Below are 24555 nucleotides of genomic sequence, written 5' to 3'. Positions count from 1 at the left end.
GGAAAATCAGTGGACGGTACGAATATCCCAGGGCGATGGTGGAGCGCATGCGTCAAGAGCAGATCTGGGATGCCGAGGCCGCCGGACGCTACGACACGCCGGGCCGGGGGATGTTCGCGCCCGAGGTCCTGGGGCCGGCGGTGGACCGACTCACCGAACTCGCGGGGGACGGACGGGCCCTCGAGTTCGCGATCGGGACCGGGCGCGTGGCCGTCCCGCTCGCCGGGCGGGGAGTGCCTGTCACCGGCATCGAACTGTCTCCTCCGATGATCGAGCAACTGCGGACGAAGGCGGACGAGGCGGCCATCCCGGTGATCGTCGGCGACATGGCGACGGCCGTCGCGCCGGGGGAGTACACGCTCGTCTACCTCGTCTACAACACCATCTCGAACCTGCTCACCCAGGCCGAGCAGGTCGCGTGCTTCCGCAACGCCGCCCGTCACCTCGTGCCCGGCGGCCGGTTCGTGATCGAGCTCTGGGTGCCCGAGCTGCGCGCGCTCCCGTCGGGGCGGCAGGCCGTGGTGTGGCACTCGGAGCCCGGCTACATCGGTCTGGACACCTACGACGTGCTGCGCCAGCACCTCGTGTCGCACCACTTCACGTTCGACGAGAGCAGGCAGGCCACCCTGTTCCGCAGCCCGCACCGCTACATCTGGCCGGCCGAGCTCGACCTCATGGCCCAGCTGGCCGGCTTCGAGCTGGAGTCCAGGCACGCGGACTGGGCCGGCGCCGAGTTCACCGCCGAGTCACCCTCCCACGTGTCCGTCTACCGCCTCCCGGACCAGGCGGCCTGACCGCGCTCTCGCCCGCCGTTCGCTTAGGCATCCACCATCGGCGGGTGGCGAGGGCCGCGAGCACGGCCCCGGCCGTGTTCAGGATGACGTCGTCCACGGAGCTCACCCGCCCGAGCCGCAGGGCGTGCTGGAGGATTTCGACGGTGAGCGAGGCGGTGGCCGCGACGGCGGCGACCGCGGCGAGCGAGGCGAAGCGCGCCGAGCGGACGGGAAGCATCGCACCGAGTGCCGCGAACACCAGGAGATTGCCCACGACCTGTACGAACGCCGCCCCCGGCGCCATCCGCGTGATCTGATCCGCCAGATCGACGAGGGGGATCAATTGCACGCCCTGGCCTGCCCCGGGCGTGAGGATCATCCAGATCCACGGAGCGGTTCCCGCGACGATGGCGACATCCGCGACGGCCGTGCGGCGGGGGAAGGGATGCCCCCTCCGGTCCCGGAGGCGTGCGAGCACGAACGCGAGGAGAGCCGCGGCAGGCAGGGCCACGACAGCCGCCACGACGACGGGCCCCCACGCGTTCCACGCCTGATGCACCCGATCATGATGGCACCGGCGGGCATGAGAACGGCCGATGCGCCCTGACTTTCCTTCACTCGTGGGCGATCGCCTGGGAAATCATCACTGACGGAACGCTTCGCCGTCGGCTTGCCGGACCGAGGTCACGTCCGTCGAGAACCTCGATGGCCGTGATCGTCGTCCCGGTGGGGGCCAAGCTCAGCCAGATGACGTCCTCACCGTCGCGTTCCAATCGCACAATCCAGGCGCCCGAGGAACCCGGCGGAGCCGTCAATAAATTTGTGCACGTGAAGCTACAGGTACACACGCCGTAGAACGGCAGATCCTCAACCACGTCCACAAGAGAGTCGTTCTCGTTCTGCTCCCGCAGCAGAGCGATGATTTCAGCGGTGAGCCCGGAAAACACATCCGCCAGGCGGGGATACTGCCCGGCAGTCATGGACGGCACCTCACACAAGGTTCACTAGGGCCACCTGGTCGGCGCAGGCGGCTCGGACGACCGCCCGCGAGACAGTACCGCGCGATATCGGTACAGACAATCGAGACCGCGTCGGGCCTGGACAGCATCGCAGTTCCCGTGCTCTTGCGCATGAGAACGGCCATCGGCCGGCGCCGTGGTGGGGCGCCGGCCGATGGCCGTTCCTGCGGACGCGAGTGCGCCGGTCGTGACCCTGGCAGAGGCCGTACGGCCCTTCCCGCCGGGGTCGGCGGCTCAGCGGATCACACGTCGTAGTAGAGCTCGAACTCGTGCGGGTGCGGGCGGAGGCGGATCGGGTCGACCTCGTTCTCGCGCTTGTAGGAGATCCAGGTCTCGATGAGGTCCGGCGTGAAGACGCCGCCCTCCAGCAGGTAGTCGTGGTCGGCCTCGAGCGCGTCGAGCACCTTCTCCAGCGAGCCCGGCACCTGCGGGATGTTGCGGGCCTCCTCGGGCGGAAGCTCGTACAGGTCCTTGTCGACCGGCTCCGGCGGCTCGATCTTGTTGCGGATGCCGTCGATGCCGGCCATCAGCATGGCGGCGAAGGCGAAGTACGGGTTGCAGGACGGGTCCGGCACCCGGAACTCGATGCGCTTGGCCTTGGGGTTCGACCCGGTGATCGGGATGCGGACGCAGGCCGAGCGGTTGCGCTGGGAGTAGACCAGGTTGACCGGGGCCTCGTAGCCGGGCACCAGGCGGTGGTAGGAGTTCACCGTCGGGTTGGTGAAGGCCAGCAGCGACGGGGCGTGCTTGAGCAGGCCGCCGATGTAGTAGCGCGCGGTGTCCGACAGACCGGCGTAGCCGACCTCGTCGTAGAACAGCGGCTCGCCGTCCTTCCACAGCGACTGGTGGCAGTGCATGCCGGAGCCGTTGTCACCGAAGATCGGCTTGGGCATGAACGTGACCGTGCGGCCCGCCTGGATGGCCGTGCTCTTGATGATGTACTTGTACAGCATCAGCTTGTCGGCCGTCTCGAGCAGCGTGCCGAACCGGAAGTCGATCTCGGCCTGGCCGGCGGTGCCCACCTCGTGGTGCTGCATCTCGGTCTCGATGCCGGCCTCGATGAGGTTGCGGACCATCTCGGAGCGCAGGTCGGTGAAGTGGTCCATCGGCGGGACCGGGAAGTAGCCGCCCTTGTAACGGGGCTTGTAACCCAGGTTGCCGCCCTCGGAGGCCTTGCCGGTGTTCCAGGCGCCTTCGATGGAGTCGATGTAGTAGTAACCGGCGTTCTGCCGCGTCTCGAAGCGGACGTCGTCGAAGATGTAGAACTCGGCCTCGGGGCCGAAGTAGACGGTGTCCGCGATGCCCGTGCCCTTGAGGTACTCCTCGGCCTTGCGGGCGACGTTGCGCGGGTCGCGGCTGTAGGCCTCGCCGGTCAGCGGGTCGTGCACGAAGAAGTTGATGTTCAGCGTCTTGTGCTGACGGAACGGGTCGATCACGGCCGTCGTGGGGTCGGGCAGCAGCAGCATGTCCGACTCGTGGATGGCCTGGAAACCACGGATCGACGATCCGTCGAACATCAGGCCGTCGGTGAAGACATTCGAACCGAAGTTCTCAGACGGGAAGGTGAAGTGGTGCGTCGTGCCCGGCAGGTCCGTGAACCTGACGTCAACGAACTGCACACCCTCGTCCCGGATGAAATTGAGGACGTCATCGGCGGAGTTGAACACTCTCGAACCTCCCAGGGGCACGGGCTAGCGCAACCCGAAAATAGGCCGATGCCGTTTCCGCCCCATGTCTCGATTGTTTCGCGCGTGTTAAGGGAAAGCGCTACCCGGGCGGCCGCCGCGTTAACACCGGCCTCGCTCGTCCCCGGCCTCCATCGTACGGCCTTCTCGCAGGTCAGGTGGCATACGCGGCCGGACATGCCGGTCGCCGTGAGACCGCGGAGGCGCGGTCGTACGGGTTGACGGGCTCGCCGGAGGGCCGCGCCTCGCGCGGGTCGCCGGGGAAGTACGGATGGACGAACCCGTCGCCCGTGTCGCAGCTCGCGCCGAACAGCGCCGACCGGTCGCCGTCCAGCCAGACGACCAGCTTCCCGCCCTCCCGGTAGGCGGCGAACTCGCTCCTGTGGTGCTCGACGACCCTCGTCACGGTCAGGGGGTCGCCGGGCCGGGTGACGGGATGGACGAACAGGTAGTCGGCCTCGATCGTGACGCCTCCGCCGGTCCGCGCGCCGACCGTCGTCGCCCCGGAGACCTTCACGACGTTCCCGGCCGGCTGGGCGGCGCCGGGCGCGAGGCTGAACACCCACGAGCGGGTGCCGGACGGGCCGCTCTCGTCCAGACCGCCCAGGAACGACTCACGTTGCCGGGGGTGCAGCAGCGCGGCGAACCGCTCCGGCCGGCCGCCGCGGACCGTCGCGGGGTCGAGGTGCGCGGCCGACAGCAGCAGCTTCACCCGCAGCAGCGCACGGCCGACCTCGTCCTCGGTGAGCCCGCCCAGCTTCCGCGCGGGCGGCATGACCAGCCCCTCCTCGCCGTCGGCGAATCCGGCGGCCGGGGTGCCCGTGAACGGACCGGCGGGCGCCGGGTCGAGGTCGGCGAGGCCCTCCTCGCCGTCGGGGATCGGCGTCAGCACGGGACCGGGCCGGGCGACCACCGCGCCGGTGACGAACCGGTCCTCGTCGCCGGACGCCTGGCCGCCGACGCCCAGCCGCTCTAGGGCGTCGGGCCGTACGGTGACGACGAGCCCCGCGACCAGGACGGCGGCGGCGATCGCCACCAGCACGGCCGGCAGGCGGCGCCGCGTCCTCCGGCGGGTGAGGGGGTCCCGCTCCGCCGCCGTGATCATGCTGCGGATCTCGTCCTCGTCGAACTGCGCGACCAGCGCCTCGAAACGCGCGTCGATGTCATCGGGGTCCGCCGGCCGCACGGTTCCCTCCAAACGCCTAAGTCGTAAATGGCCCACCATACAGGGCATTTGATGGGTTCGACCTGCCCCATCATGGACGGCTTCGCGGCCGCACGCCAGACCGGTGACCCTCCCCGATACGCTGGTCAACCATGAGTGACCGGCAGCCGCGTTGGACGCAGACCTGGCTCGGCGGCACCCGTGCCGCCGGGATCGACCTCGGCTACCCCGGCGAGCGGCTCGGCCTGCCCGAGCACGGCCCGGGCGCGGTCGCGGGCTGGGGGCGCAGGCTCGGCGCGGTCATCGTGGACTGGCTCCTGTGCACCTGGGCCATCGCCGGTGGCCTGCTCCGCGTCCGCGGCGCCGACGTCAGCGCGGTCGGCCTCGGCGTGTTCGCCGCGGAGTACGTCCTGCTGCTCGGCACGATCGGCATGACCCTGGGAATGCGGCTGTTCGGCATCCGGGTGGCCGCGCTGGACGGCGGCCGGCCGCGCTTCCTCGGCGTGCTGGTCCGCACGCTCCTGCTGTGCCTCGCCGTACCCGCCCTGATCTGGGACCGCGACCGGCGCGGCCTGCACGACCGCGCGTCCGGCACGGTGGTCGTCACCCTCTGACGGTCCGTACGAGGGACCCGGCGCGGCCCGTGATCACGGTTCGACGAGGCCGGCCCGGATGGCGTAACGGGTCAGGTCGAGCCGGTCGCGCATGCCGAGCTTCTGCAGGATGTTCGCGCGGTGCCGGTCGACGGTCTTCGCGCTGATGTAGAGCGTCTCCGCGATCTCCTTCGCGGAGTTTCCCTCGGCGATGAGCTTGACGATCTCCTCCTCGCGGGGCGTCAGGATGCTGTCCGGCACCCGCTCGCCCTGCCGGGCGCGCTGGAGGTAGTCGCGGATCAGGGCGGTGACCGCGCCGGGGTAGAGGAAGGGCTCTCCGCGCATCGCCGCCCGGCAGGCCTCCAGCAGGTCCTGGTCGGCGACCGACTTCAGCACGTAACCCGACGCCCCGGCCTTGAGCGCCTCGAAGAAGTACTGCTCGTTGTCGTACATCGACAGGATCAGGATGCGGATGCCGGGAGCGCGCCGTGAGATCTCACGTGCGGCCTGGATCCCGGTCATGCGGGGCATCGCGATGTCCAGGATGGCGAGATCGATCGTCTCGGAGCGGGCGGCCTCGACCGCTTCGGCGCCGTCGGAGGCCTCCGCGACCACCATGAGGTCGGGCTCGGCGTCGAGGATCAGCCGCAGTCCGCGGCGGACCAGCGCGTGGTCGTCCGCCAGCAGGATGCGGGTCTTGGCGCTCTCCACGGCTCAGCTCTCCTTCACCGCGTGTGGGGAGGACGACGTGTGGGGGGACGGCGAGACACAGGGGGGACCTGTGGGGGGACGACGAGACGCACGTCCGTGCCGCCGCCGGGCGGGGAGTCGACGGTCAGCCGGGCGCCGATGAGCAGGGCGCGCTCGCGCATCCCGCGGATGCCAGCGCCCTCGGTCCGGGCGCCCCCGCGCCCGTCGTCGGCGATGCGCAGGGTGAGCCGCCCGTCCTCCTCGGTGAGCGACAGCTCCGCCCGGCGGGCGCGGGAGTGCCTGGCCACGTTCGTCAGTCCTTCCTGCGCGATCCGGTAGAGGACGAGCTCGACCTCTTCGCTGAGCGCGGGCAGCCGGGGGTCGATCTCGCGGGTGATCCGGATCCCGCTCGCCTGGGAGAAGTCGCTGCCGAGCGCGCTCAGCGCGCTGTGCAGGCCGAGGTCGTCCAGGACGCCCGGCCGCAGCCGCCTGGCGACCTGCCGCACCTCGTCCAGGCTGGCCCGCACCGTCTCCTGCACGGAGCGCAGCTCCTCCCGGAGATCCTCGGGCGCGCGGTCCGCGACGCGCTTGAGCTCCAGCAGCGCCACCGTGAGGCTCTGGCCGATCTCGTCGTGCAGTTCCCGCGCGATCCGCCGCCGTTCCCCCTCCTGCGCGGCCAGCGCGTGCGCGCTGCTCGCGCTGCGCTCGGCTTCGAGCCGTTCGAGCATCTCGTTGAACGTGCCGATGACCTGGGCGAGGTCGCCGTTGCCGCTGTCGGTGAGCCGGTCGCCCGCCCGCAGCAGGTCGACCCGCCGCATGAGCGTGGTGAGCGCGTCGAGCGGGGCCAGGCTCCTGCGGATCAGCAGCGCGTTGGCCGTGATGATCAGGGCCAGCCCCACGGTCAGGACCGGTACCTCGGTGAGCAGGACCGGTGAGGACACCGTGGCGGGGGAGAGCGCGAGCACCAGTGTCCCGGCGGTGAAGACCAGTCCGTTGATCGCGAACAGCCGCCAGAACAGGGCCCGGGCCGGGCGCCGCGACCGCGGCGCCGCCGCCGGCCGGCCGGTCCGCCGGTCGTCGCCCCGGTCGTCGCCCCGGTCGTCGCGCCGGTCGGTGCGCCGGTCAGTGGGCTCGTTCACGTCTCACAGCCTGCTCGTTCTCGTACGCGGGTGTCCATGCGGGGTGCTCCCCATCTCGCGGGGGCCGCTACATGTCATACCTCTCCCGATATGGGTGCCGGACCCGATGGTCCCCGGCCGGGGTGTTCCGAAGACTGGAACAGCAGGCAACGACGGACGGGAGGTATCCGAGATGGACGTGACCAGCGCCACCCTGCCCGGCGTCGCGACCGTGCACCAGTGCGTCACCCGTGACGGCCGGTGCTTCGGGGTGCTCGTCGAGAAGTCCGGCCGCCGGCGGCTCCTCTTCTACGACCCCGCCGAGCCCGACACCGTGCTGCAGGCGATCAGCCTGGAGCAGTGCGAGGCCGACCAGCTCGCCGACATCCTGCACAGCAGGCCCGTCCTCGATCGGCTCGCCGATCTCGAACGCCGTTTCACCGAGTTCACCGAGGTGGCGTTCGCCCAGGCGGCGTTCACCGAGGCGGCCCGATGACCATCGCAAGGAACCTCCGTCTCCCCGATCGATGTGATGACCTGATGCAAGCGCGCGAAGTCGTCGTGAACCTGCCGACGGTGACCGTCCACGACCCCGTCGCCCGGGCCGTACGGATCATGGTGCTGAACCGGATGCCGGGACTGATCGTCGTGGACGACAGGAGACGGCCGGGCTGGGTGCTGCCCGGCACGCAGGTGCTGCGTCTCACGGTCCCAGGGGCCTACCAGGAGGACGCGGCGCTCGCCCGGGCGATCGACGAGGCCCACGCCGACCGCTTCTGGCAGGAGCTGGCCGGCATCACGGTGGGCGACTGCCTGCCGCCCCAGCCGCCCAGGCCGGTGACGGTGCCGCTCGACGCGACCCTGCTCGAAGTGGCCGCCCTCATGACCCGGCTGCGCAGCCCCATCGTCGCGGTCGTCGACCGGGACGGCGCCCTGGCCGGGGCGATCACGCTGGAGCGGCTGCTCACCAGCCTGGCACTCGTCCCGCCGGGCGACTGACCGCCACGAGCGGGCCGCCGCGCCCGGCGAAGCGCCGGGTTCGGCGGCGCCCCTGGGCCCCCGCGGCCGGAGCCCCCGGGCCGCGGGGGCCGCCTCCGGCTTCCCCGGCTGTCACGTCGCCTGCCGCGTCGCCGTCCCGCCTTCCGCGCGCTTTCCTGTCACCTTGATTCCTGCCGTCATGTCGCTTCCCGCTGTCGCGTCGCGCCGTGCGGCGTGTCCCTGCTCCGGAGGTTCCGTCATCCACCGCTTCGCCATGCCGTCGCCGTCCTCGTCGCGCCCGCCCGCCGGGACACCGTGCCGGGCCTCCGCCGATCACGCCCGCACCGGCCTCGCGAGCGTCGCCGGACCCCCGGGGCGCCGTACGTGAGCGCCGTCGCCTCTTTCTCGATCTTCCTGGCGGCCTTCGCCCTCATCGCGTCCGAGAAGGTGCACAAGGTCAAGGTGGTCCTCGTCGCCGCGGGCGCGATGGCCGTCCTGGGGCTGATCCCCGGCGACGAGGTGTTCTTCTCCGAGACCGCCGGCATCGACTGGAACGTCGTCTTCCTGCTGCTCGGCATGATGATCATCGTCGGCGTCGTCAAGCAGACGGGCGTCTTCGACTACCTCGCCATCTGGGCGGCGAAGAGATCCAGGGGCAGGCCCTACCGGCTGATGGTCATGCTGATGGTCATCACCGCCGTCGCCTCGCCGTTCCTGGACAACGTCACCACGATCATGCTCGTCGCGCCGGTCACCGTGGTCGTCTGCGACCGGCTCCGCATCCCGGCCCAGCCGTACCTGATCGCCGAGGTCCTGGCGTCCAACATCGGCGGCGCGGCGACGCTCATCGGCGATCCCCCAAACATCATCATCGGCAGCCGTGCCGGGCTGACGTTCAACGACTTCCTGGCGCACATGGCGCCGATCGTGGTCGTCGTCTTCGTGGTGTTCGTGCTGCTCACCCGCGTGCTCTTCCGCAGGTCGTTCCGCTACGACCCGGAGCGCGTGGCCGCCGTGATGGCGCTGCAGGAACGGCGGGCCATCACCGACCCCCGCCTGCTCCTGCGGTGCCTGATCGTGCTGGCCGGGGTCGTCGCCGGGTTCTGCCTGCACGCCGTGGTGCACGTGGAGCCGTCGATCGTCGCCCTGGTGGGCGCCGGGGTGATGCTGCTGGTGTCCCGCGCCGACATGCCGGAGGTCCTGCGCGAGGTCGAGTGGAGCACGCTGGTCTTCTTCATGGGCCTGTTCGTCATGGTCGCCGGGCTGGTGCACACCGGCGTCATCGCGACGATCGGCGGCTGGGCGGTCGGCGCGCTCGGCGACGACTACTTCCTCGCGGCCACGGCGCTGCTGTTCGGCTCCGGGGTGCTGGGCGCGTTCTTCGACAACATCCCCTACGTCGCCACGATGGTGCCGGTCGTGGAGGAGATGGTCGCCCAGGCGCCGGACGGGCAGACCGGGCAGGCGCTGTGGTGGTCCTTCGCCCTGGGGGCCGACTTCAGCGGCAACGGCACCGCGGTGGCGGCGAGCGCCAACGTCGTGGCCGTCGGCATCGCCGCCCGGACCGGCCACCGCATCGGCTTCTGGCAGTTCACCAGGTACGGCATCCTGGTCACCGTGCTGAGCATCACGATGGCCTGGGTCTACGTCTGGCTGCGGTACTTCCTCTGACCCGCCGCGCTCACGACGCGGCGCGTTGGAAGGACACGGTGCTCTGTAAGGACACGGTGCTCAGAAGGACACGGTGCTCAGAAGGACGCGGTGCACTGGAAGATCGCCGTGCCGGGCAGCAGGCGCCCGCGCAGCGGGCTCCACCCGCCCCAGGCGCGGTCGTGGCCGGGCGGCCACTCGGGTTCGGTCAGGCCGGTCAGCGTCAGGCCGGCGCCGGTGATCAGGCCGACCCAGTCGCCCATCGTCCGGTGGTGCTCCACGTACGACGGCTCGCCCTCGTCGGAGTACTCGACGTACGGCGACCGGTCGAAGTAGGGGCGGTCGGCGGTCAGGCCGCGCGGCCCGGGATCGTCGGGAAACGCCCACCGGACGGGGTGGCTGACGGAGAACACGAACCGGCCGCCGGGGCACAGCACCCGGCGCACCTCGGCCAGCACCGCCGCGGCGTCCGCGACGAACGGCAGCGCGCCGTAGGCGGAGCACGCGAGGTCGAACGAGCCGTCCGCGAACGGCAGCGTCTCGGCGTCGGCCTGCACGACGGGCAGCCGCACCCCGGCCGCCATGTCGATGCGCCGGGAGTGCTGCAACTGCCGGTGGGACAGGTCGGCGCCGACGACCGTCGCGCCCTGCCCGAGCAGCCACCGGCCGCACTGCCCGGCGCCGCACCCGATCTCCAGGATCCGGCGGCCGGCGACCTCGCCCAGCAGGCGCGCACCCGCCTCGTCCAGCCCTTCCGGGCACCAGACGAAGCCGTCGTCGCGCAGGAATCCGCCGTGCTCGGCCTGGTAGTCGTCGGCCGCGCCGTCCCACCAGCCCCGGTTGGCCCGGGAGGTCTGCGACCGGGAGACCGGCCGCCGTCCGACGTCCATGTGTCGCCGTCTTCCGAACGAGTCTTCCGGCCGGGTCAGCGCATCTTCGGGCCGCGCGGCATGCGCATGCCCTTGGGGATCGGCCCCTTGGGCATCGGCACGGCGGGGGTGAGCGCGCGCATCCGGTTGTTGACCTCGGACACCGCGCCCTTCTTGAGGTTGCGGGGCAGCTTCATCATGTGCCGCTGGAGCTTGGCCAGGGGGACCTGCCCCTCGGCGTCACCGCACTGGATGTCGTAGACCGGAACGTCGATCGCGACCCGCTGCACGCGCTTCTTCTCCGCGACGAGCATCCGCTGGACCCGGTTCGGCGGGCCCTCGGAGACCAGGATGACCCCCGGGAAGCCGACCACCCGGAAGACCATGTCCTGGTCGCGGTTGACCGCGACCGGCTTCTCCTCGACATACCACGTGCCGCGCAGGCTCTGCAGGATCGCGTACGACGCGCCCGGCTGGCCGTGCAGCATGGAGTACTGCGACTTCTGCGCGAACCGGCTGAAGACGAGCATGCCCACGAGGACGGCGGCGAAGACGCCGAAGACGATCCACGTCCAGCCGAAGATCACGCCGATGACGACGAACAGGGCGAGTGTCCCCGCAGCCGACGCGTAGACGATCGGCATGCCCTTCGGATTCGCCTGTTGAATGATCTGTGCGACCATCCGGATCTGCTTGAGGCGTCCCGGAGCCGCTGCGTCTTTGGCCATGTCCTGAAGGATACAAACGCCGAGCTGACTTAATGAAAACGAGACTCACGCACGGGCGGCGATCGCCTGCTGGTAGAGCCGTCCGGCCCGGTAGGACGAGCGGACCAGCGGGCCGGACATGACGCCGGCGAAGCCGATCTCCTCGGCCGCACGCTGGAGCTCGACGAACTCCTCGGGCTTGACCCAGCGGTCCACGGGGTGGTGGCGCGGGGTGGGGCGCAGGTACTGCGTGATCGTCACCAGGTCGCAGCCGGCCTCGTGGAGGTCGCGCAGCGCCTGAAGGATCTCCTCGCGCTCCTCGCCCATGCCGAGGATGAGGTTCGACTTGGTGACCAGTCCCGCCTCACGGGCCATGGTGATCACCGCGAGCGACCGCTCGTAGCGGAACGCCGGGCGGATCCGCTTGAAGATCCGGGGCACGGTCTCGATGTTGTGCGCGAAGACCTCGGGCCGGGCGGAGAAGACCTCCTCCAGCTGGCCGCGGTCGCCGTTGAAGTCGGGCGCCAGCAGTTCGACGCCGCAGCCGGGGACCATCTCGTGGATCTGCCGGGCGGTCTCGGCGTACAGCCAGGAGCCGCCGTCGGGCAGGTCGTCGCGGGCGACGCCGGTCACCGTGGCGTAGCGCAGCCCCATCTGGAGGACCGACTCGGCGACGCGGCGCGGCTCGTCCCTGTCGTACTCCGCGGGCTTGCCGGTGTCGATCTGGCAGAAGTCGCAGCGCCGGGTGCACTGGTCACCCCCGATGAGGAAGGTGGCCTCGCGGTCCTCCCAGCACTCGGAGATGTTGGGGCAGCCCGCCTCCTGGCACACGGTGTGCAGCCCCGCGCCCTTCACCAGCGACTTGATCTCGGTGAAGTTCGGGCCGTTGCGCAGCCGCGTCTTGATCCACGGCGGCTTCTTCTCGATGGGGACCTGGCTGTTGCGCACCTCCAGGCGGAGGAGCTTTCGACCTTCCGGAGCGACCGTCACCATTCCAGCTTATTACCCGCCCCGACCTCGCCCGGCGCGTGCCCGCCCGCCTCGCCCAGGTCCTCCTCGTACAGGTCGTACGGCTCCTCGCCGAGAGCCTCGGCGAGGCGCTTTCCGGCGAAGGGGATGACCTCGTCGACCGTGATGCGCCTGCCGGTCTCCGCCGACAGCGAGGTGACACCCGCGTCGTCCCCGGTGGGGTCTCCGGTGATGCGGTTGTACCAGCTCAGGTCGTTCACGCAGTTGAGCGCGAAACCGTGCATGGTCACCCCGCCGGTGACCCGGATCCCGATCGTGCCGAGCCTGCGGTCGGGCAGCCCGTGGGACGGGTCGCCGGGGACCCAGAGCCCGCCGCGCCCCTCGACCCGGCGCGCGGTCAGCCCGAAGTCGGCGCAGACCTGGATCAGGACCTCCTCCAGCAGCCGGAGGTAGGAGACGACGTCGGCGATCCGGATGATCGGGTAGCAGACCAGCTGGCCCGGGCCATGCCAGGTGATCTTCCCGCCCCGGTCGACGTCGATGACCGGGGTGCCGTCGGCCGGCCGCTCCTGCGGCAGCGTCCGCTTGCCCGCGGTGTAGACCGGGGCGTGCTCCAGCATCAGGCACAGGTCGGAGATCTCGCCTGCCGCGCGGCGGGCGTGCAGCCGCCGCTGCAGGGCCCAGGCCTGCTCGTACGGAACGTCCACTCCCAGGCGGACGATGGCCAAGCCCTTCACGCTGACAGGGTAGTGGAGGTCAGCAGCCGGGGCTCGACCCGCAGCTCCTTGACGGCGGGCCCGTCGCGCTCGATCCGGTACGCGAACCCCCGGGGGTCGGTGGTCACGGCCTGGATGAACTCCGTGCCGACGTAGTGCAGCGCCACGCCCTCGTCGGCGGCGTACCCCTCCGGCAGCTCGCCCGAGGCGACCGACTCGTGCAGCAGCGAGCGCCGCTGCGGGTCGGAGTTGTAGTGGACGCCGCACGAGTACGGCAGCAGGGCCAGGCCCTCGGACCAGGGCCGCAGCCTCGGCCCGAACGAGTCGGTGTTGCCCCCGACGTGCCAGCACAGCGCCCCCGCGCTCTGCCCGGACAGCACCACGCCCGCCCGCCAGGCCTCGGCGAACGCCTCGTCGAGGCCGTGCAGCCGCCACAGCGCGGCGAGGTTGGCGACGCTGCCGCCGCTCACGTAGATCGCGTCCTGCTCCAGGATCCACTCACGGGGGTCGGCGACGTTCGGCATCGGGAACACCGTCAGGTGGCTGACCTCGACGTCCCACCGGGCGAACGCGCCGTACATCTTCAGCAGCCAGTCGGCGTCGTCGCCCGTGGCGGTGGCGAGCAGCCCGAGCTTGGGCCGGTCCTGCCCGGTCAGGTCGAGGACGTAGCGCAGCAGCGCGGTCGGCTCGATGAACCCGTACCGCTCCGACTGCCGGAACGAGCCGCCCCCGATGGCGACGATGTGCGACTGCCCGATGCGGCTCATGCCCCACCACTTCCGTGTCCGGATCGACTGACTCTTCAGAGTACGGCGGCCAGGGCGTCGCCGATGGCGGGATGGGCGAACCGGTGACCTGCGTCGAGGAGCCGCCGGGGGAGCACCCGCTGGCCCGCGAGCAGGGCCTCGTCGGCGAACTCGCCGAGCGCCAGGCGCAGCGCGAGGCGCGGGGCCGGGACCGGCATCACCGGCCGCTTCAGCGCCTTCGCGAGCGCGGCGGTGTAGTCCGCGTTCGTCACCGGCCCGGGCGCCGTGAGGTTGACCGGCCCGGACAGGTCCTCGCGGGAGAGCAGGAAGCGGACCGCGTCCACCCAGTCGGGCAGCGAGATCCACGACACGTACTGCCTGCCGCTGCCGAGGACGGCCCCCGCGCCCATCCTGAAGATCGGCAGCATCCGGGCGAGCGCGCCGCCCCGGCCGCTGAGCACCACCCCGGTGCGCAGCCGCGCCACCCGGAGGCCCGCCTCCGCGGCGGGCGCCGTGGCGTCCTCCCAGGCGCGCACCAGGTCGGCCAGGAAGCCCTCTCCCGGCGGGGCGGACTCGTCCACCGCCCGGTCGCCCGTGTCGCCGTAGAAGCCGATCGCCGAGGAGGACAGCAGGACACGGGGCCCGCCGTCCGTGCGGGCCAGCGCCTCGGCGAGCGTCCGCGTGCCGGAGACCCGGCTCTCCACCAGCTCCCGCTTGTACGCGTCGGACCACCGGCGGTCGCCGATCCCCGCCCCGGCGAGATGGACGACGGCGTCGGCGCCCTCCAGGGCGGCCGGGTCGAGAACCCCGCCCGCCGGGTCCCAGAAGCGCTCGTCGGGCGCCGCCGGCTCGCGCCGCACCAGGCGGCGCACCTCGTGCCCGTCGTCCCGCAGCGCGCCCACCAGGGCCGAGCCGAGCAGACCGGACGCACCGGTCACCACAGTCGTCATCGTCTCCACAGCCCCTTATACGCCGGAAGCCGCCCCGCGGGATGCGGGACGGCTTCGCGGTGTCGCCGGATACTAGGCCAGGCCGAGCTGGGCCTCGAAGCGGCCCTCCTCAAGACGACGCTTGATCGTCGTGAGGAAGCGGGCGGCGTCGGCGCCGTCCACCAGGCGGTGGTCGTAGCTCAGCGCGAGGTACACCATCGAGCGGACCGCGATGACCTCGCCCTCCGGGGTGTCCACGACGACCGGGCGCTTGACGACCGCGCCGGTGCCCAGCATGCCGACCTGCGGCTGGTTGAGGATCGGCGTGTCGAACAGCGCGCCCCGGCTGCCGGTGTTGGTCAGCGTGAACGTGCCGCCGGTGATCTCGTCCGGGCTCACCTTGTTGGTGCGGGTGCGCTCGGCGAGGTCGGCGATCTTACGGGCGAGCCCGGCGATGTTGAGGTCGCCCGCGTTCTTGATCACCGGGACGAGCAGGCCGCGCTCGGTGTCGGTCGCGAAGCCGAGGTGCTCGACGTCGAAGTAGGTGACCTCGTTGGTCTCGCTGTTGATCGTGGCGTTCAGCTTCGGGTGCTGCTTGAGCGCCTCGATCGCGGCGATCGCGAAGAACGGCATGAACGACAGCTTGACGCCCTCGCGCCGCAGGAACTCGCCCTTGGCCTGGTCGCGCAGGCGGGCGATGCGGGTGACGTCGACCTCGACCACGGTGGTGAGCTGGGCTGAGACCTGCAGCGACTCCACCATGCGCTTGGCGATGGTCTGCCGCAGGCGCGACATCTTCTCGGTGCGGCCGCGCAGGGTGGTGTCCACCCGCACCTCCGCCGCGGCGGGCGCGGCGGCGGCCGGGGCCGCGGGCGCCTGGGCGGGCGCCGCCTGCGGCGCGGCCGGGGCGGCGGCGGCCTGCTCGCGCTGGACGCGGGCGGCCTCGATCACGTCCTGCTTGCGGATCCGGCCGCCGACGCCGGTGCCGGTCAGCGCCTCGAGGTCGACGCCGTGCTCGGCCGCGAGCTTGCGGACCAGCGGCGTGACGTACGGGCTCTCGCCGGACGACGGCAGCGGAGTCGGCTCGGCCGCCGGAGCGGGCTGCGCCGGCTGGGCCTGCGGCTGCGGAGCCGGAGCGGGCTGAGCCTGCGGCTGCGGGGCGGGCTGGGCCTGCGGGGCCGGCTGCGGCGTGACCACGGCGGGCGCGGGCTGCGGGATCGAGGAGATCGGCGCGGGCGCGGGCTCGGGCGCGGCGGCCTGCGGCGCGGGCTGCGGCTCGGGTTCGGGCTGCGGGGCCGGCTCGGGCGCGGCCGGCGCCGGCTCGGCGGCGGCCGGAGCGGCGCCCGCCTCGGAGTCGATCAGCGCGAGCTCGGCGCCGACCTCGACCGTCTCGTCCTCAGCCACAATGATCTTGGTCAGGTAGCCGGCGGACGGCGAAGGGATCTCGGTGTCGACCTTGTCAGTCGACACCTCGAGCAGCGGCTCGTCGGCCTCGACGCGCTCGCCTTCCTTCTTCAGCCAGCGGGTGACGGTGCCCTCGGTAACGCTCTCGCCGAGCTGGGGCATGGTTACGGAGACCGGCATGGTTTCTTCTCTCGCGTTCGCTAGGAGGGCTTCAGTTGTGGACGTGCAGCGGCTTGCCGGCCAGGGCCAGCATCGCCTCGCCGAGGGCCTCGGACTGGGTCGGGTGCGGGTGGATCAGCTGGGCGACGTCGGTGGCCGTGGCCTCCCAGTTGAAGATCAGCTGGGCTTCCGCGATCAGCTCGCCCACCCGGCTGCCGACCATGTGGACGCCGAGCACCCGGCCGTCGCGCTCGGCGACGACCTTGACCTCGCCCTGAGTCTGCAGGATCTTGCTCCGGCCGTTCCCCGCGAGGTTGTAGCTCAGCTCGACGACGTCGTGGCCGCGCTCGCGGGCGACCGACGTGGCGACGCCGACCGACGCGACCTCGGGCTCGGAGTAGGTGATACGCGGGACGCCGTCGTAGTCGATCGGGACCGGGTTGAGCCCGGCGATGTGCTCGGCCACCAGGATGCCCTCGGCGAAGCCGACGTGGGCGAGCTGCAGCGTGGGGATCAGGTCGCCCACGGCGTACACGCCCGGCACGCTGGTCTGGCAGAACTCGTTGACGAGCACGTAGCCGCGCTCCGTCGAGACGCCGTTCTCCTCGTAGCCGAGACCGGCCGAGACCGGGCCGCGGCCGACCGCGACGAGCATGATCTCGGCGTCGAGGGTCTTGCCGTTCTCCAGCGAGACGACGACCCCGGTGCCGGTGGTCTTGACGCTCTCGAACCGGGCGCCCAGCTCGTACTTGATGCCCCGGCGGCGGAAGGCGCGCTCCAGCAGCTTGGAGCTCGACTCGTCCTCCAGCGGCAGCAGGTGCGGCAGCGCCTCGACGATCGTGACCTCGGCCCCGAACGAACGCCACACGCTGGCGAACTCGACGCCGATGACGCCGCCGCCCAGGATGACCACCGAGGACGGCACCCGGTCCAGGACCAGCGCGTGGTCGCTGCTGATCACCTTCTCGCCGTCGATGTCGAGGCCGGGCAGCGACTTCGGCACCGAGCCGGTCGCCAGCACGACGTTGCGGCCCTCGTACACCTGGTCGCCGACCGCCACGCGGTTGGGTCCGGCCAGGCGGCCCTCGCCCTCGACCACGGTGATCTTCTTGCTCTTGATGAGCCCGGCGAGGCCCTTGTAGAGGCCCCCGATCACCTTGTCCTTGTACGCGTGGACGCCGGGGACGTCGATGCCCTCCAGCCGGGTGCGCACACCGAACGACTCGCCCTCACGGGCCTGGTCGGCCAGCTCGGCCGCGTGCAGCAGCGCCTTCGTGGGAATGCAGCCGCGGTGCAGGCAGGTGCCCCCGACCTTGTCCTTCTCGATGAGGACGACGTTCATGCCGAGCTCGGCCGCCCGCAGGGCACAGGCGTAACCACCGCTACCGCCACCTAGGACGACGATGTCGTAGGGGCCGCTGCCATCAGCCACTGGAATGCTCCTTGGTCGTATTCACTCCGCCGGATGAGTCCGGCGGCATCTTCTCACTAGTCCCAGGCGATCATGGCCCCGGCCCGCGGGCACGCCGCCACACGCCGTCTTCTGTCGGTCCGGCCTGGTGTCAGGCCGTCTTCCTGTTAAACAGCCCGGTCGGACGTGCCGTTCCCGGCGTACCGCTCCGCGATCGCGACGAGCGTGCGGGTCAGCGCGCCGGTGCCGCCCTTGGGGGTGTAGCCGTGCGGCTCGCCCTTGTTGAACGCGGGCCCGGCCATGTCCACGTGCGCCCACGGGACGCTCTGCGGCACGAACTCCCGCAGGAAGATGCCCGCGGCGAGCATGCTGCCCCAGCGCTCGGGCTGGAGGTTGGCGATGTCGGCGACCGCGGAGTCGAGCCCCTTGCGCAGCTCGGCGGGCAACGGCATGCCCCAGGCGCCCTCGCCCTGCTCGCCGGCGATGCGGACGACCTCCTCGCGCAGCGCGTCGTCGTTGGCCATCACCCCGGCCGTACGCCAGCCCAGCGCGACGATCTGGGCGCCGGTGAGGGTGGCGACGTCGATGACCACGTCGGGGGCGTCCTCGAGGGCGCGGGCGATGCCGTCGATCAGCACCAGGCGGCCCTCGGCGTCGGTGTCGAGCACCTCGACGGTCTTGCCGCTGTAGGTGTGCAGGACGTCGGAGGGGCGCTGGGCGCTGCCGGAGGGCATGTTCTCGGCCAGGCAGAGGTAGCCGACCGCGTTGACGGGCAGGCCCAGCCGGGCGATCGCGAGAAGCGCGCCGAACACGGCGCCCGCGCCGCCCATGTCGGACTTCATCCAGTCCATCGAGGCGCTGGGCTTGAGGGACAGGCCGCCGGAGTCGAACGTGATGCCCTTGCCGACGAAGGCCACCTTCCGGGAGGCCTCGGGGTGGCTGTAGGCGAGACGGACCAGGCGGGGCGGGTTGACCGAGCCCTGGCCGACGCCGACGATGCCGCCGAACCCCTCCTCCTTGAGCCGGACCTCGTCCCAGACCTCCACGGAGAGGCCGGCCTCGCCGCCCTTCTCCTGCGCGATCTCGGCGAAGCGCGCGGGCCACAGGTCGGACGGCGGCGTGTTCACCAGGTCGCGGACGAGGGTGACCGACTCGGCGACCGTCGCCGAGCGCTCGGCGGCCTCCTCGGCCCCGGCCGCGCCGGACAGGACGACGATCTCGCCGACGGGCGGCTTGCGGTCGCCGCCGGTGCGGTATCGCGTGAAGTCGTAGGCGCCCAGCAGGCCGCCCAGCGCCACGGCCGCCGCCTCCGCGGCCGTGCGGGCGGGCAGGGCGAGCGCCGCGGACGGCGTGCCGGCGAGCGACCGTACGGCCGCTCCGGCCGCCCGGCGCAGGGTTTCCTGGTCGTAGTCGCCTTCGGGCGCCTCGCCGAGGCCGACGGCGACGGCGACGGGCGCGGGCAGCGCGCCGAAGGTCGGAATCTTCACGACCTCCTCGGCCTTGCCCGTGAACCCCATCGTCGTGAGGATCTCGGTCAGCCGTCCGTCCAGGGCCTGGTCGAGGCCTTCGCCGCCCGGGGCCGTGCGTGGGCCGTCGGGGGTCGTATGGATGCCGACTATGAGGGCGCCGGTCTCGGTCGAGACCGCGTCAGACGCGTTGATACGCACTGTGGTCACGTGAGCCGATGCTAGCTGGGCTTACTCGGCTACGCATAAACGAGGGTTCATCCCATCTATGGGTGCGCTCGATGGTGCTGATGGAAACAGCACCAAACGGCAGATAATGCTAATGTGGTTAGCACCATGTTGCTCATGCTCGATCTCAACGACCCGCGTCCCCTGCACGAGCAGGTGAGCGCGGCCATCAAGCGCGCCATCACCACCGGGGACGTCGCGCCGGGCGACCGGCTGCCACCGGCCCGGGACCTGGCCGCCGCGCTGGGAGTCAACGCCAACACGGTCCTGCGGTCGCTGCGCGAACTGCGGGACGAGGGCCTGCTGGAGTTCCGCCGGGGGCGCGGCGTGTCCGTGCTCCGGCGGCCCGACGGGCGTGCGGCGCTCCGCGAACGCGTGCGTGACCTGCTCGACGAGGCCGCCCAATACGGGGTCGGTCCCGAAGACGTCCTCGGCATCGTCAAGGAACTCATGAAGGAATCGCCATGACCCACCCGCACCGGACCTCCGACACGGGCGTGCGCGCCCGCTTCCTCCTGGCCGCCGCGGCCTGGACCGTCCTGGTCGCCGCCGTGCTCGTGGCGGTGCCGCTGGCGTTCGCCGGCCGGCTCCCCGATCCCGTCGCGAGTCACTGGGGGCCGTCCGGGCAGCCGGACCGGTCCATGCCGCCGGCCGCGCTGACGCTCTTCGCCCTGGTGTGGGCCGTCGTCGCGGGGACGAGTCTCGTCGGGCTGGCGCGGACGCGGGGGGAGATCCGCAGGGCGACGCGCGTCTGGTTCGCCGCCGGGCTGGGCTGGACCGCCGCCTTCCTGATCGGCGTCCAGGCCGTGACGGTCGCCGCGAACCTCGGCCGGGACGACTGGACCCGGGCGGCCTCGCCGAGCTGGGAGATCGTGGTGGTCGTCGGCGTCGCGTTCGCGCTCGGGGCGCTGGGCCGGCTCGCCGGGCGGCTCGGCTCGGACGACGCGCCGCCGGAGCGGGAGCGGCCGGGTCCGCTGATCGACCTCGACACCCGGAAGCGGCCGGTGTGGGTGTCCACCGCGACGGCGCCCTGGGCGGTGGGGCTGGGGGTCGTGGCGTTCGCCGCGGCGCTGTCGTTCGCCGCGGCAGCTCTGTTGGGCCTCGCCCCCGCGGGCTGGTCCACCGCCCTGCCGCTCGCCCTGGCGGCCGTGATCGGGCTGGCGGTGTCGTCGGTCTCGGTACGGATCGCACCTGAGGGGCTGACCATGGCGTTCGGCCCGCTGCGGTGGCCCTCGCGCACCGTGCGGCTGGACCGGATCGAGCGGGCCTGGGTGGAGTGGAGGTCGCCTGTGCAGGTGGGCGGATGGGGCGTCCGCGGCCTGCCCGGCAGGGCCACCGTCATGATCCGCGGAGGTGACTGCCTGGTCGTGCGCTACACCTCCGGCGGGCAACTCGCCGTCAGCGTGGACGACGCCGAGACCGGCGCCGCCCTGCTCAACGCCCTCGCCGCCCGCAGGACCGCCTGACCGTCGTCCCACCGCCTGATCGCCGCCGCGTTCCCCGAGGCACCGCTTGACCGTCGTCCTACCGCCCGCGACACCGCCTCGCCGTGCCTGCCGCGCGGCGGGACCGGCGTCCGCCTACCGCCCGTCCTCGTTCGAAAGGTGATGACCGTGGTCCGCCGTAACGCCGATGTCTGCCTCTTCCTCCTCGTCGCGTTCGGGGCCTCGTGGCTGATCGCGCTGCCCGTCTGGCTGGGGGCCGTACGGCTCGCCACGCCGGCCTTCGCGCTGGTCGGAGGACTGATGATGCTGACGCCCTCCCTCGGCGTACTGGCCGTGTGGGTCCTGCGGCGGCGCGGCACGCGGCTGAAGGAGTGGGCGCGGGCGACGGGGCTCACGCTCGGACCGGACCGGGGGAGAACCGCCGCACTCCTGGCGACGGCCCTGCTCGGCGTGCCGCTTCTCGTGGCCCTTGCACTCCTGATCAGCGCCGCCGCCGGCGTGGTGAGCCTCGACTTCGCCGGGCTCAGCCTCTTCCGCGCGCAACTTGGAGCGGTCCTGGGGCAGGTCCCGATGGACCCCCGGATCTTGTATGTCGTACAGGCCGTGCAGGCCGTGCTGATCGCCCCGTTCCTGAACGCGATTCCCGCGCTCGGAGAGGAGTGGGGCTGGCGGGGCTGGCTGCTGCCGCGCCTGCTCGGCGACCCCGCCGTCACGCCCGCGCATGCCGCCGGGCACGAGAACGCCGAGGTCACGCCCGCCGGGAACACTGACGCGGAGGTCGCGCACGCCGGGAACGTCAACGCGGAGGTCGCCGGTGCCGAGGTCGCGAACGCCGAGGTCGCGAACGCCGGGGGCGTGAACACCGGGGTCGCGGGTGCCGGGGGCGAGGCTGCGGGGGACAGGGCCGCGGGGGAGCGGCGCGGGCGTCGGGTATGGCTCGCGCTGGCGCTGTCCGGGGTGATCTGGGGCCTCTGGCACGCACCGCTGACGCTGAAGGGGTACAACTACCCGGCACTCGGCGCCTGGGCGGCGGTGCTGTTCGTCGGCTTCTGCGTCGCCTTCGGGGCGCTGCTCGGCTGGATGCGGCTGCGCTCGCGCAGCGTGTGGCCCGCGGTCATCGCACACGGCTCGCTCAACGCGGTGACGGGCCTGGCGCTGCTCCTCGGCGACGCGGGCGCCCCGCCGAACCCGGCGCTCGCCGGTGTCACCGGCGTCGTCGGCTGGGCGCTGCTCGCGGTCGTCGTGTTCGTCGCCTTCCGGCTGCGTCCCGTGTCCGCGCCGCGCTGACCCGCCCGGTCGCCGAGGCCGCCGGCGGTCCGGCGGCCGAGCCCGTGGCGGGCTGCCGGGCCCTCTGCCGGTGAGCCCCTGTTCGACCGGCAGGCGCCGGACGGACGTCAGACAAGGACGGCGGCGGCCAGCAGCGTCGCCGTCGTGGCCGTCTCCACCAGGGCGCCGAGCACGTCGCCCGTGATGCCGCCCAGTCGCCGTACGGCCCGGCGGCGCAGCAGGGCGGTGGACACCAGCCCGGCGGCCATCGCCAGGAGCAGACCGGCGGTGACGCTCAGACGCGAATCGCCCGAGAGGCGGTACAGCAGCCCGGCGGGCCGGACTCCCACGTCGGCGACCGCCACCGCGACGTTCTCGGCAGCGATGGACGGGCCGGAGTGGTCGCTGGGAGAACCCTGCGCGAATCCGATCAGAGCCGAGACCGCGTCCAGGTGCGGCGGGCTGATCGCGGCAAGGGCGAGGAGACCCACGACGGCCGCGGTGACGACGGTCGCCGCGACGGCCGCGCCCCGCCCTACGGTGCCCGCGACCAGAGCGCCGAGGCCGCCTGGACGGGCGGCGGGCACCCCCGCGCGGCAGGCCCACGTGACGGCCAGCCTGCCGGTGGCGGCGGCCGTCACCAGCATCGGCCAGGCGAACGGGCCGGCCCGCTGGAGCGTCGCGACCTGGAGGAACAGGGTGATCAGGATGGTGACGACTCCGAACGGCCCGATGTCGGAGCGCTTCATCACGTCGAGGGCCCCCTGGGCCGGCTTTCCGCTGCCGAGCCCGTCGGCGAGGTCCGCGAGGCCGTCGAGATGCAGGGCCCGGGTCAGCCACGCGAGCGTCCCGACCGCGAGGACGGCGGCGATCAGCGACGAGCCGGACGCCGCCCAGGCGGCCACGAACACGGCGGAGCCCGCCACGCCGAGGGCCATCCCGACGAACGGCGCCAGGGACATGGCGCGGCCCACCACGGAGCGGTCGGCCTCTACGGGCGGCACCGGGAAGATCGTGAGGGTTCCCACGGCGAACCACCAGGCCGCACCGGGACTTACGCGGGGGTCAGAGGGCACGGGGGACGATCGTAGTGGCCCTCCGGTTCGTGGCTCCTGGCCTGCTGCGGGTGAGGGCGGTGGCGCTGTGGCGATCAGATCGGCAGGGGGACGACCCGGCCGGCGACCACGAGGGCGACCTCCTCGGACTCCCGGGCGAGGGCCTGGTTGAGGCGGCCGAGCGCGTCGCGGAAGAGCCTGCCGGCGGCGGTGGCCGGAATCACCCCCAGGCCGGTCTCGTCGCTCACCGCCACCGCCCGGGCGCGGGTGCCTCGCCAGGCGTCCACCAGCGCCGCACACCGCGCTTCCACCCGGTCGAGGCGGCGGAGGTCTTCCGGGCGGGCGTCGTCCGGCCAGGCGCCGCACTCGTCGAACACGGCGGCGAGCCAGGTGCCGATCCCGTCGACCAGGAACGTCCCCCGGCCGCCGGACAGCACCGCCGCGAGATCGGTGGTCTCCACGGTTCGCCAGTGCGCGGGGCGTCGTTCCCGATGAGCCCGTACGCGGGCCAGCCAGTCCGGGTCGTCGCCCCCGGAGGGCCCGGTGGCGACATAGGTCACCTCCGGCTCGGCGGCCAGACGGAGTTCGGCCTCCTCGGACTTGCCCGACCGGGAACCGCCGAGCAGCAGCGTGCGGCGGGGCCGCCCGCTCCGTTGTGCGGCGCGGACGCCGTTCGTCACCGTGACGTCCGGGGCCGGAGAGACGGCCGCGGGGTCACCCGCGCAGGTCTGGTCGCCGGCGGCGACGGCGGATCCGGCCGGGGTGGGAGAAGGTCCGTCCACGGTGTGCCCGACTCCGGTGATGTGGGCAGGACCGCCGGTGATCGGTGTGCCCGCCGTGCCGACGACGGTTCCGTCCGGGACGGTCTCCGCTCCCCAGAAGCCGAGCCTGCGGGCGAGTTCGCCCTCCGAGGGGATGCGGTGGCAGAGGTGCACCGCGACGATCCGGGTGTTCGGCGTCACCCGCCCCCGCCGGCGCAGGTCACCCAGCCGTTCCGGCCGGTCCGGCAGATCGATGAGCACCACGTCGAAGGGCGCGTCGGGAGGCGAGTCCGGCTCGCCGCGGCCGGACGGCGGGCCCACGGCGTACAGCAGCCTGCCGCCGTCGGGCGTCGTGACCTCGCGGCCGTCCGAGGTGCGGAGTTCCCGGTATCCCTCGGGCAGGCGCCCCTCGGCCCCCGCGTGCGGCCCCGCCGGAGCGTCCGGTGCGATCGGGGTGTCCGGTGCGGTCGCGGTGACAGCCTCCGGCGCCTGACCCGGCGCGGCCGGAGCGAGCCGTACGCGGTCGTCGACCAGGACGGACGCGGGCCGCCGGTGGCCGGGATCGAGGCGTCCGCAGGACGCGCAGGCGCAACCTGGGACAGGCCAGCCCTGGAGCCCGCCGGTGCCCTCCACCCGGACCTTCATGTCGCCCCCCTTCCGCGCTCCGCCGAGATCGGGTAGCCAGGATAGGGTCCGGCTGCACGGCCGTCGCGTCGCGGCGGCCCGGCGTGCGTCCCGGGCGCGGGGACGGCG

25 protein-coding genes are annotated in these 24555 nt (G+C 72.3%); 8 read left to right on the top strand and 17 right to left on the bottom strand.

Translation table 11 applies throughout. The annotated features are described in order from the left end of the window. Positions 1–47 precede the first annotated feature (47 nt). Entirely contained in the window at positions 48–794 is a 747-nt protein-coding gene (locus HHX40_RS01885) for a class I SAM-dependent methyltransferase (RefSeq protein WP_182879167.1), read from the top strand. Here the strand turns inward: HHX40_RS01885 and HHX40_RS01880 are convergent. From HHX40_RS01880 to HHX40_RS01865, 4 genes are all read right to left on the bottom strand, one after another. Next, positions 736–1332: a VanZ family protein gene (locus tag HHX40_RS01880; RefSeq protein WP_182879166.1), complete on the bottom strand. Its 597-nt coding sequence runs from the start codon at positions 1330–1332 to the stop codon at positions 736–738. The genes HHX40_RS01885 and HHX40_RS01880 overlap by 59 nt on opposite strands. 55 nt (positions 1333–1387) lie before the next feature. Continuing rightward, positions 1388–1753: a hypothetical protein gene (locus tag HHX40_RS01875; protein WP_182879165.1), complete on the bottom strand. Its 366-nt coding sequence runs from the start codon at positions 1751–1753 to the stop codon at positions 1388–1390. A gap of 281 nt (positions 1754–2034) precedes the next feature. Beyond that, positions 2035–3459, bottom strand: a complete 1425-nt coding sequence (glnA, locus tag HHX40_RS01870) for a type I glutamate--ammonia ligase (RefSeq protein WP_117410564.1) — start codon at positions 3457–3459, stop codon at positions 2035–2037. Between the two features lie 172 nt (positions 3460–3631). Beyond that, positions 3632–4663 carry a hypothetical protein gene (locus tag HHX40_RS01865; RefSeq protein WP_117410563.1) on the bottom strand — a complete coding sequence of 344 codons (1032 nt, stop codon included), beginning with the start codon at positions 4661–4663 and terminating at the stop codon, positions 3632–3634. Between the two features lie 131 nt (positions 4664–4794). Here HHX40_RS01865 and HHX40_RS01860 point away from each other — a divergent pair, with 131 nt between their 5' ends. After that, positions 4795–5256 carry an RDD family protein gene (locus HHX40_RS01860; protein WP_182879164.1) on the top strand — a complete coding sequence of 154 codons (462 nt, stop codon included), beginning with the start codon at positions 4795–4797 and terminating at the stop codon, positions 5254–5256. Between the two features lie 33 nt (positions 5257–5289). Here the strand turns inward: HHX40_RS01860 and HHX40_RS01855 are convergent, their stop codons facing one another. Further along, positions 5290–5946: a response regulator gene (locus tag HHX40_RS01855; protein WP_117410561.1), complete on the bottom strand. Its 657-nt coding sequence runs from the start codon at positions 5944–5946 to the stop codon at positions 5290–5292. Positions 5947–5960: 14 nt separating this feature from the next. After that, entirely contained in the window at positions 5961–7064 is a 1104-nt protein-coding gene (locus tag HHX40_RS01850; protein ID WP_182879163.1) for a histidine kinase, read from the bottom strand. A 172-nt stretch (positions 7065–7236) separates the two neighbouring features. Here HHX40_RS01850 and HHX40_RS01845 point away from each other — a divergent pair, with 172 nt between their 5' ends. From HHX40_RS01845 to HHX40_RS01835, 3 genes are all read left to right on the top strand, one after another. After that, the gene (locus HHX40_RS01845) at positions 7237–7539 is read left to right on the top strand and encodes a hypothetical protein (protein ID WP_182879162.1); all 303 of its coding nucleotides are present in this window, start codon (positions 7237–7239) and stop codon (positions 7537–7539) included. 44 nt (positions 7540–7583) lie between these two features. Next, complete coding sequence (locus tag HHX40_RS01840) at positions 7584–8042, top strand: CBS domain-containing protein (RefSeq protein ID WP_182877245.1); 459 nt, start codon at positions 7584–7586, stop codon at positions 8040–8042. Positions 8043–8405: 363 nt separating this feature from the next. After that, complete coding sequence (locus HHX40_RS01835) at positions 8406–9692, top strand: ArsB/NhaD family transporter (RefSeq protein ID WP_182879161.1); 1287 nt, start codon at positions 8406–8408, stop codon at positions 9690–9692. Between the two features lie 77 nt (positions 9693–9769). Here the strand turns inward: HHX40_RS01835 and HHX40_RS01830 are convergent, their stop codons facing one another. The 9 genes from HHX40_RS01830 to HHX40_RS01790 all read right to left on the bottom strand — a co-directional run bounded on the left by HHX40_RS01830 (position 9770) and on the right by HHX40_RS01790 (position 19257). Continuing rightward, complete coding sequence (locus HHX40_RS01830) at positions 9770–10561, bottom strand: class I SAM-dependent methyltransferase (protein WP_182879160.1); 792 nt, start codon at positions 10559–10561, stop codon at positions 9770–9772. 35 nt (positions 10562–10596) lie between these two features. After that, entirely contained in the window at positions 10597–11268 is a 672-nt protein-coding gene (locus tag HHX40_RS01825; protein WP_117410555.1) for a DUF4191 domain-containing protein, read from the bottom strand. A 45-nt stretch (positions 11269–11313) separates the two neighbouring features. Beyond that, the gene (gene lipA / locus HHX40_RS01820; RefSeq protein ID WP_117410554.1) at positions 11314–12237 is read right to left on the bottom strand and encodes a lipoyl synthase; all 924 of its coding nucleotides are present in this window, start codon (positions 12235–12237) and stop codon (positions 11314–11316) included. Then, positions 12234–12953: a lipoyl(octanoyl) transferase LipB gene (gene lipB / locus HHX40_RS01815; RefSeq protein ID WP_182879158.1), complete on the bottom strand. Its 720-nt coding sequence runs from the start codon at positions 12951–12953 to the stop codon at positions 12234–12236. The genes lipA and lipB overlap by 4 nt, the downstream gene beginning before the upstream one ends. After that, positions 12950–13699 carry a peptidase E gene (locus HHX40_RS01810; protein ID WP_182879157.1) on the bottom strand — a complete coding sequence of 250 codons (750 nt, stop codon included), beginning with the start codon at positions 13697–13699 and terminating at the stop codon, positions 12950–12952. Before HHX40_RS01810 ends, lipB begins: the two co-directional genes overlap by 4 nt. A 35-nt stretch (positions 13700–13734) precedes the next feature. Next, the gene (locus HHX40_RS01805) at positions 13735–14628 is read right to left on the bottom strand and encodes a TIGR01777 family oxidoreductase (protein WP_182879156.1); all 894 of its coding nucleotides are present in this window, start codon (positions 14626–14628) and stop codon (positions 13735–13737) included. Between the two features lie 72 nt (positions 14629–14700). Further along, the gene (gene sucB / locus HHX40_RS01800; RefSeq protein WP_154956631.1) at positions 14701–16191 is read right to left on the bottom strand and encodes a 2-oxoglutarate dehydrogenase, E2 component, dihydrolipoamide succinyltransferase; all 1491 of its coding nucleotides are present in this window, start codon (positions 16189–16191) and stop codon (positions 14701–14703) included. A 31-nt stretch (positions 16192–16222) separates the two neighbouring features. Beyond that, the gene (gene lpdA, locus HHX40_RS01795; RefSeq protein ID WP_182879155.1) at positions 16223–17602 is read right to left on the bottom strand and encodes a dihydrolipoyl dehydrogenase; all 1380 of its coding nucleotides are present in this window, start codon (positions 17600–17602) and stop codon (positions 16223–16225) included. 146 nt (positions 17603–17748) lie between these two features. Further along, positions 17749–19257 (bottom strand): leucyl aminopeptidase, encoded by a 1509-nt coding sequence (locus tag HHX40_RS01790; RefSeq protein ID WP_182879154.1) that lies wholly within the window; start codon positions 19255–19257, stop codon positions 17749–17751. Positions 19258–19392: 135 nt separating this feature from the next. Between HHX40_RS01790 and HHX40_RS01785 the strand changes: the two genes are divergently transcribed. The 3 genes from HHX40_RS01785 to HHX40_RS01775 all read left to right on the top strand — a co-directional run bounded on the left by HHX40_RS01785 (position 19393) and on the right by HHX40_RS01775 (position 22007). Then, positions 19393–19743 (top strand): GntR family transcriptional regulator, encoded by a 351-nt coding sequence (locus HHX40_RS01785; protein ID WP_244302415.1) that lies wholly within the window; start codon positions 19393–19395, stop codon positions 19741–19743. Next, entirely contained in the window at positions 19740–20741 is a 1002-nt protein-coding gene (locus tag HHX40_RS01780) for a DUF1648 domain-containing protein (RefSeq protein WP_182879153.1), read from the top strand. The genes HHX40_RS01785 and HHX40_RS01780 overlap by 4 nt, the downstream gene beginning before the upstream one ends. A gap of 147 nt (positions 20742–20888) precedes the next feature. Next, the gene (locus tag HHX40_RS01775; protein ID WP_310737899.1) at positions 20889–22007 is read left to right on the top strand and encodes a CPBP family intramembrane glutamic endopeptidase; all 1119 of its coding nucleotides are present in this window, start codon (positions 20889–20891) and stop codon (positions 22005–22007) included. A gap of 107 nt (positions 22008–22114) precedes the next feature. On the opposite strand, the gene HHX40_RS01770 is transcribed toward HHX40_RS01775, so the two are convergent. Both HHX40_RS01770 and HHX40_RS01765 read right to left on the bottom strand, forming a co-directional pair. Next, the gene (locus tag HHX40_RS01770; protein WP_310737898.1) at positions 22115–23014 is read right to left on the bottom strand and encodes an adenosylcobinamide-GDP ribazoletransferase; all 900 of its coding nucleotides are present in this window, start codon (positions 23012–23014) and stop codon (positions 22115–22117) included. Between the two features lie 122 nt (positions 23015–23136). Further along, on the bottom strand, positions 23137–24447 hold the full coding sequence (locus HHX40_RS01765; RefSeq protein ID WP_182879151.1) for a bifunctional adenosylcobinamide kinase/adenosylcobinamide-phosphate guanylyltransferase: 1311 nt from the start codon (positions 24445–24447) through the stop codon (positions 23137–23139). Positions 24448–24555 lie beyond the last annotated feature (108 nt).

Source organism: Microbispora sp. H10949 (assembly GCF_014161435.1).
GTDB classification, from domain to species: domain Bacteria; phylum Actinomycetota; class Actinomycetes; order Streptosporangiales; family Streptosporangiaceae; genus Microbispora; species Microbispora triticiradicis.
Note: the sequence above shows the minus strand (reverse complement) of the source record. Positions and strands in the feature narration are given on the sequence as shown.

Bases quoted from the DNA above. Each gene is read 5' to 3' on its own strand.
- HHX40_RS01830 (WP_182879160.1), bottom strand. From the start codon at position 10,561: ATGGACGTCGGACGGCGGCCGGTCTCCCGGTCGCAGACCTCCCGGGCC.
- sucB (WP_154956631.1), bottom strand. From the start codon at position 16,191: ATGCCGGTCTCCGTAACCATGCCCCAGCTCGGCGAGAGCGTTACCGAG.
- HHX40_RS01875 (WP_182879165.1), bottom strand. From the start codon at position 1,753: ATGACTGCCGGGCAGTATCCCCGCCTGGCGGATGTGTTTTCCGGGCTC.
- HHX40_RS01860 (WP_182879164.1), top strand. From the start codon at position 4,795: ATGAGTGACCGGCAGCCGCGTTGGACGCAGACCTGGCTCGGCGGCACC.
- HHX40_RS01780 (WP_182879153.1), top strand. From the start codon at position 19,740: ATGACCCACCCGCACCGGACCTCCGACACGGGCGTGCGCGCCCGCTTC.
- HHX40_RS01845 (WP_182879162.1), top strand. From the start codon at position 7,237: ATGGACGTGACCAGCGCCACCCTGCCCGGCGTCGCGACCGTGCACCAG.
- HHX40_RS01785 (WP_244302415.1), top strand. From the start codon at position 19,393: ATGCTCGATCTCAACGACCCGCGTCCCCTGCACGAGCAGGTGAGCGCG.
- HHX40_RS01810 (WP_182879157.1), bottom strand. From the start codon at position 13,699: ATGAGCCGCATCGGGCAGTCGCACATCGTCGCCATCGGGGGCGGCTCG.
- HHX40_RS01825 (WP_117410555.1), bottom strand. From the start codon at position 11,268: ATGGCCAAAGACGCAGCGGCTCCGGGACGCCTCAAGCAGATCCGGATG.
- HHX40_RS01840 (WP_182877245.1), top strand. From the start codon at position 7,584: ATGCAAGCGCGCGAAGTCGTCGTGAACCTGCCGACGGTGACCGTCCAC.
- HHX40_RS01765 (WP_182879151.1), bottom strand. From the start codon at position 24,447: ATGAAGGTCCGGGTGGAGGGCACCGGCGGGCTCCAGGGCTGGCCTGTC.
- HHX40_RS01805 (WP_182879156.1), bottom strand. From the start codon at position 14,628: ATGACGACTGTGGTGACCGGTGCGTCCGGTCTGCTCGGCTCGGCCCTG.
- HHX40_RS01885 (WP_182879167.1), top strand. From the start codon at position 48: ATGCGTCAAGAGCAGATCTGGGATGCCGAGGCCGCCGGACGCTACGAC.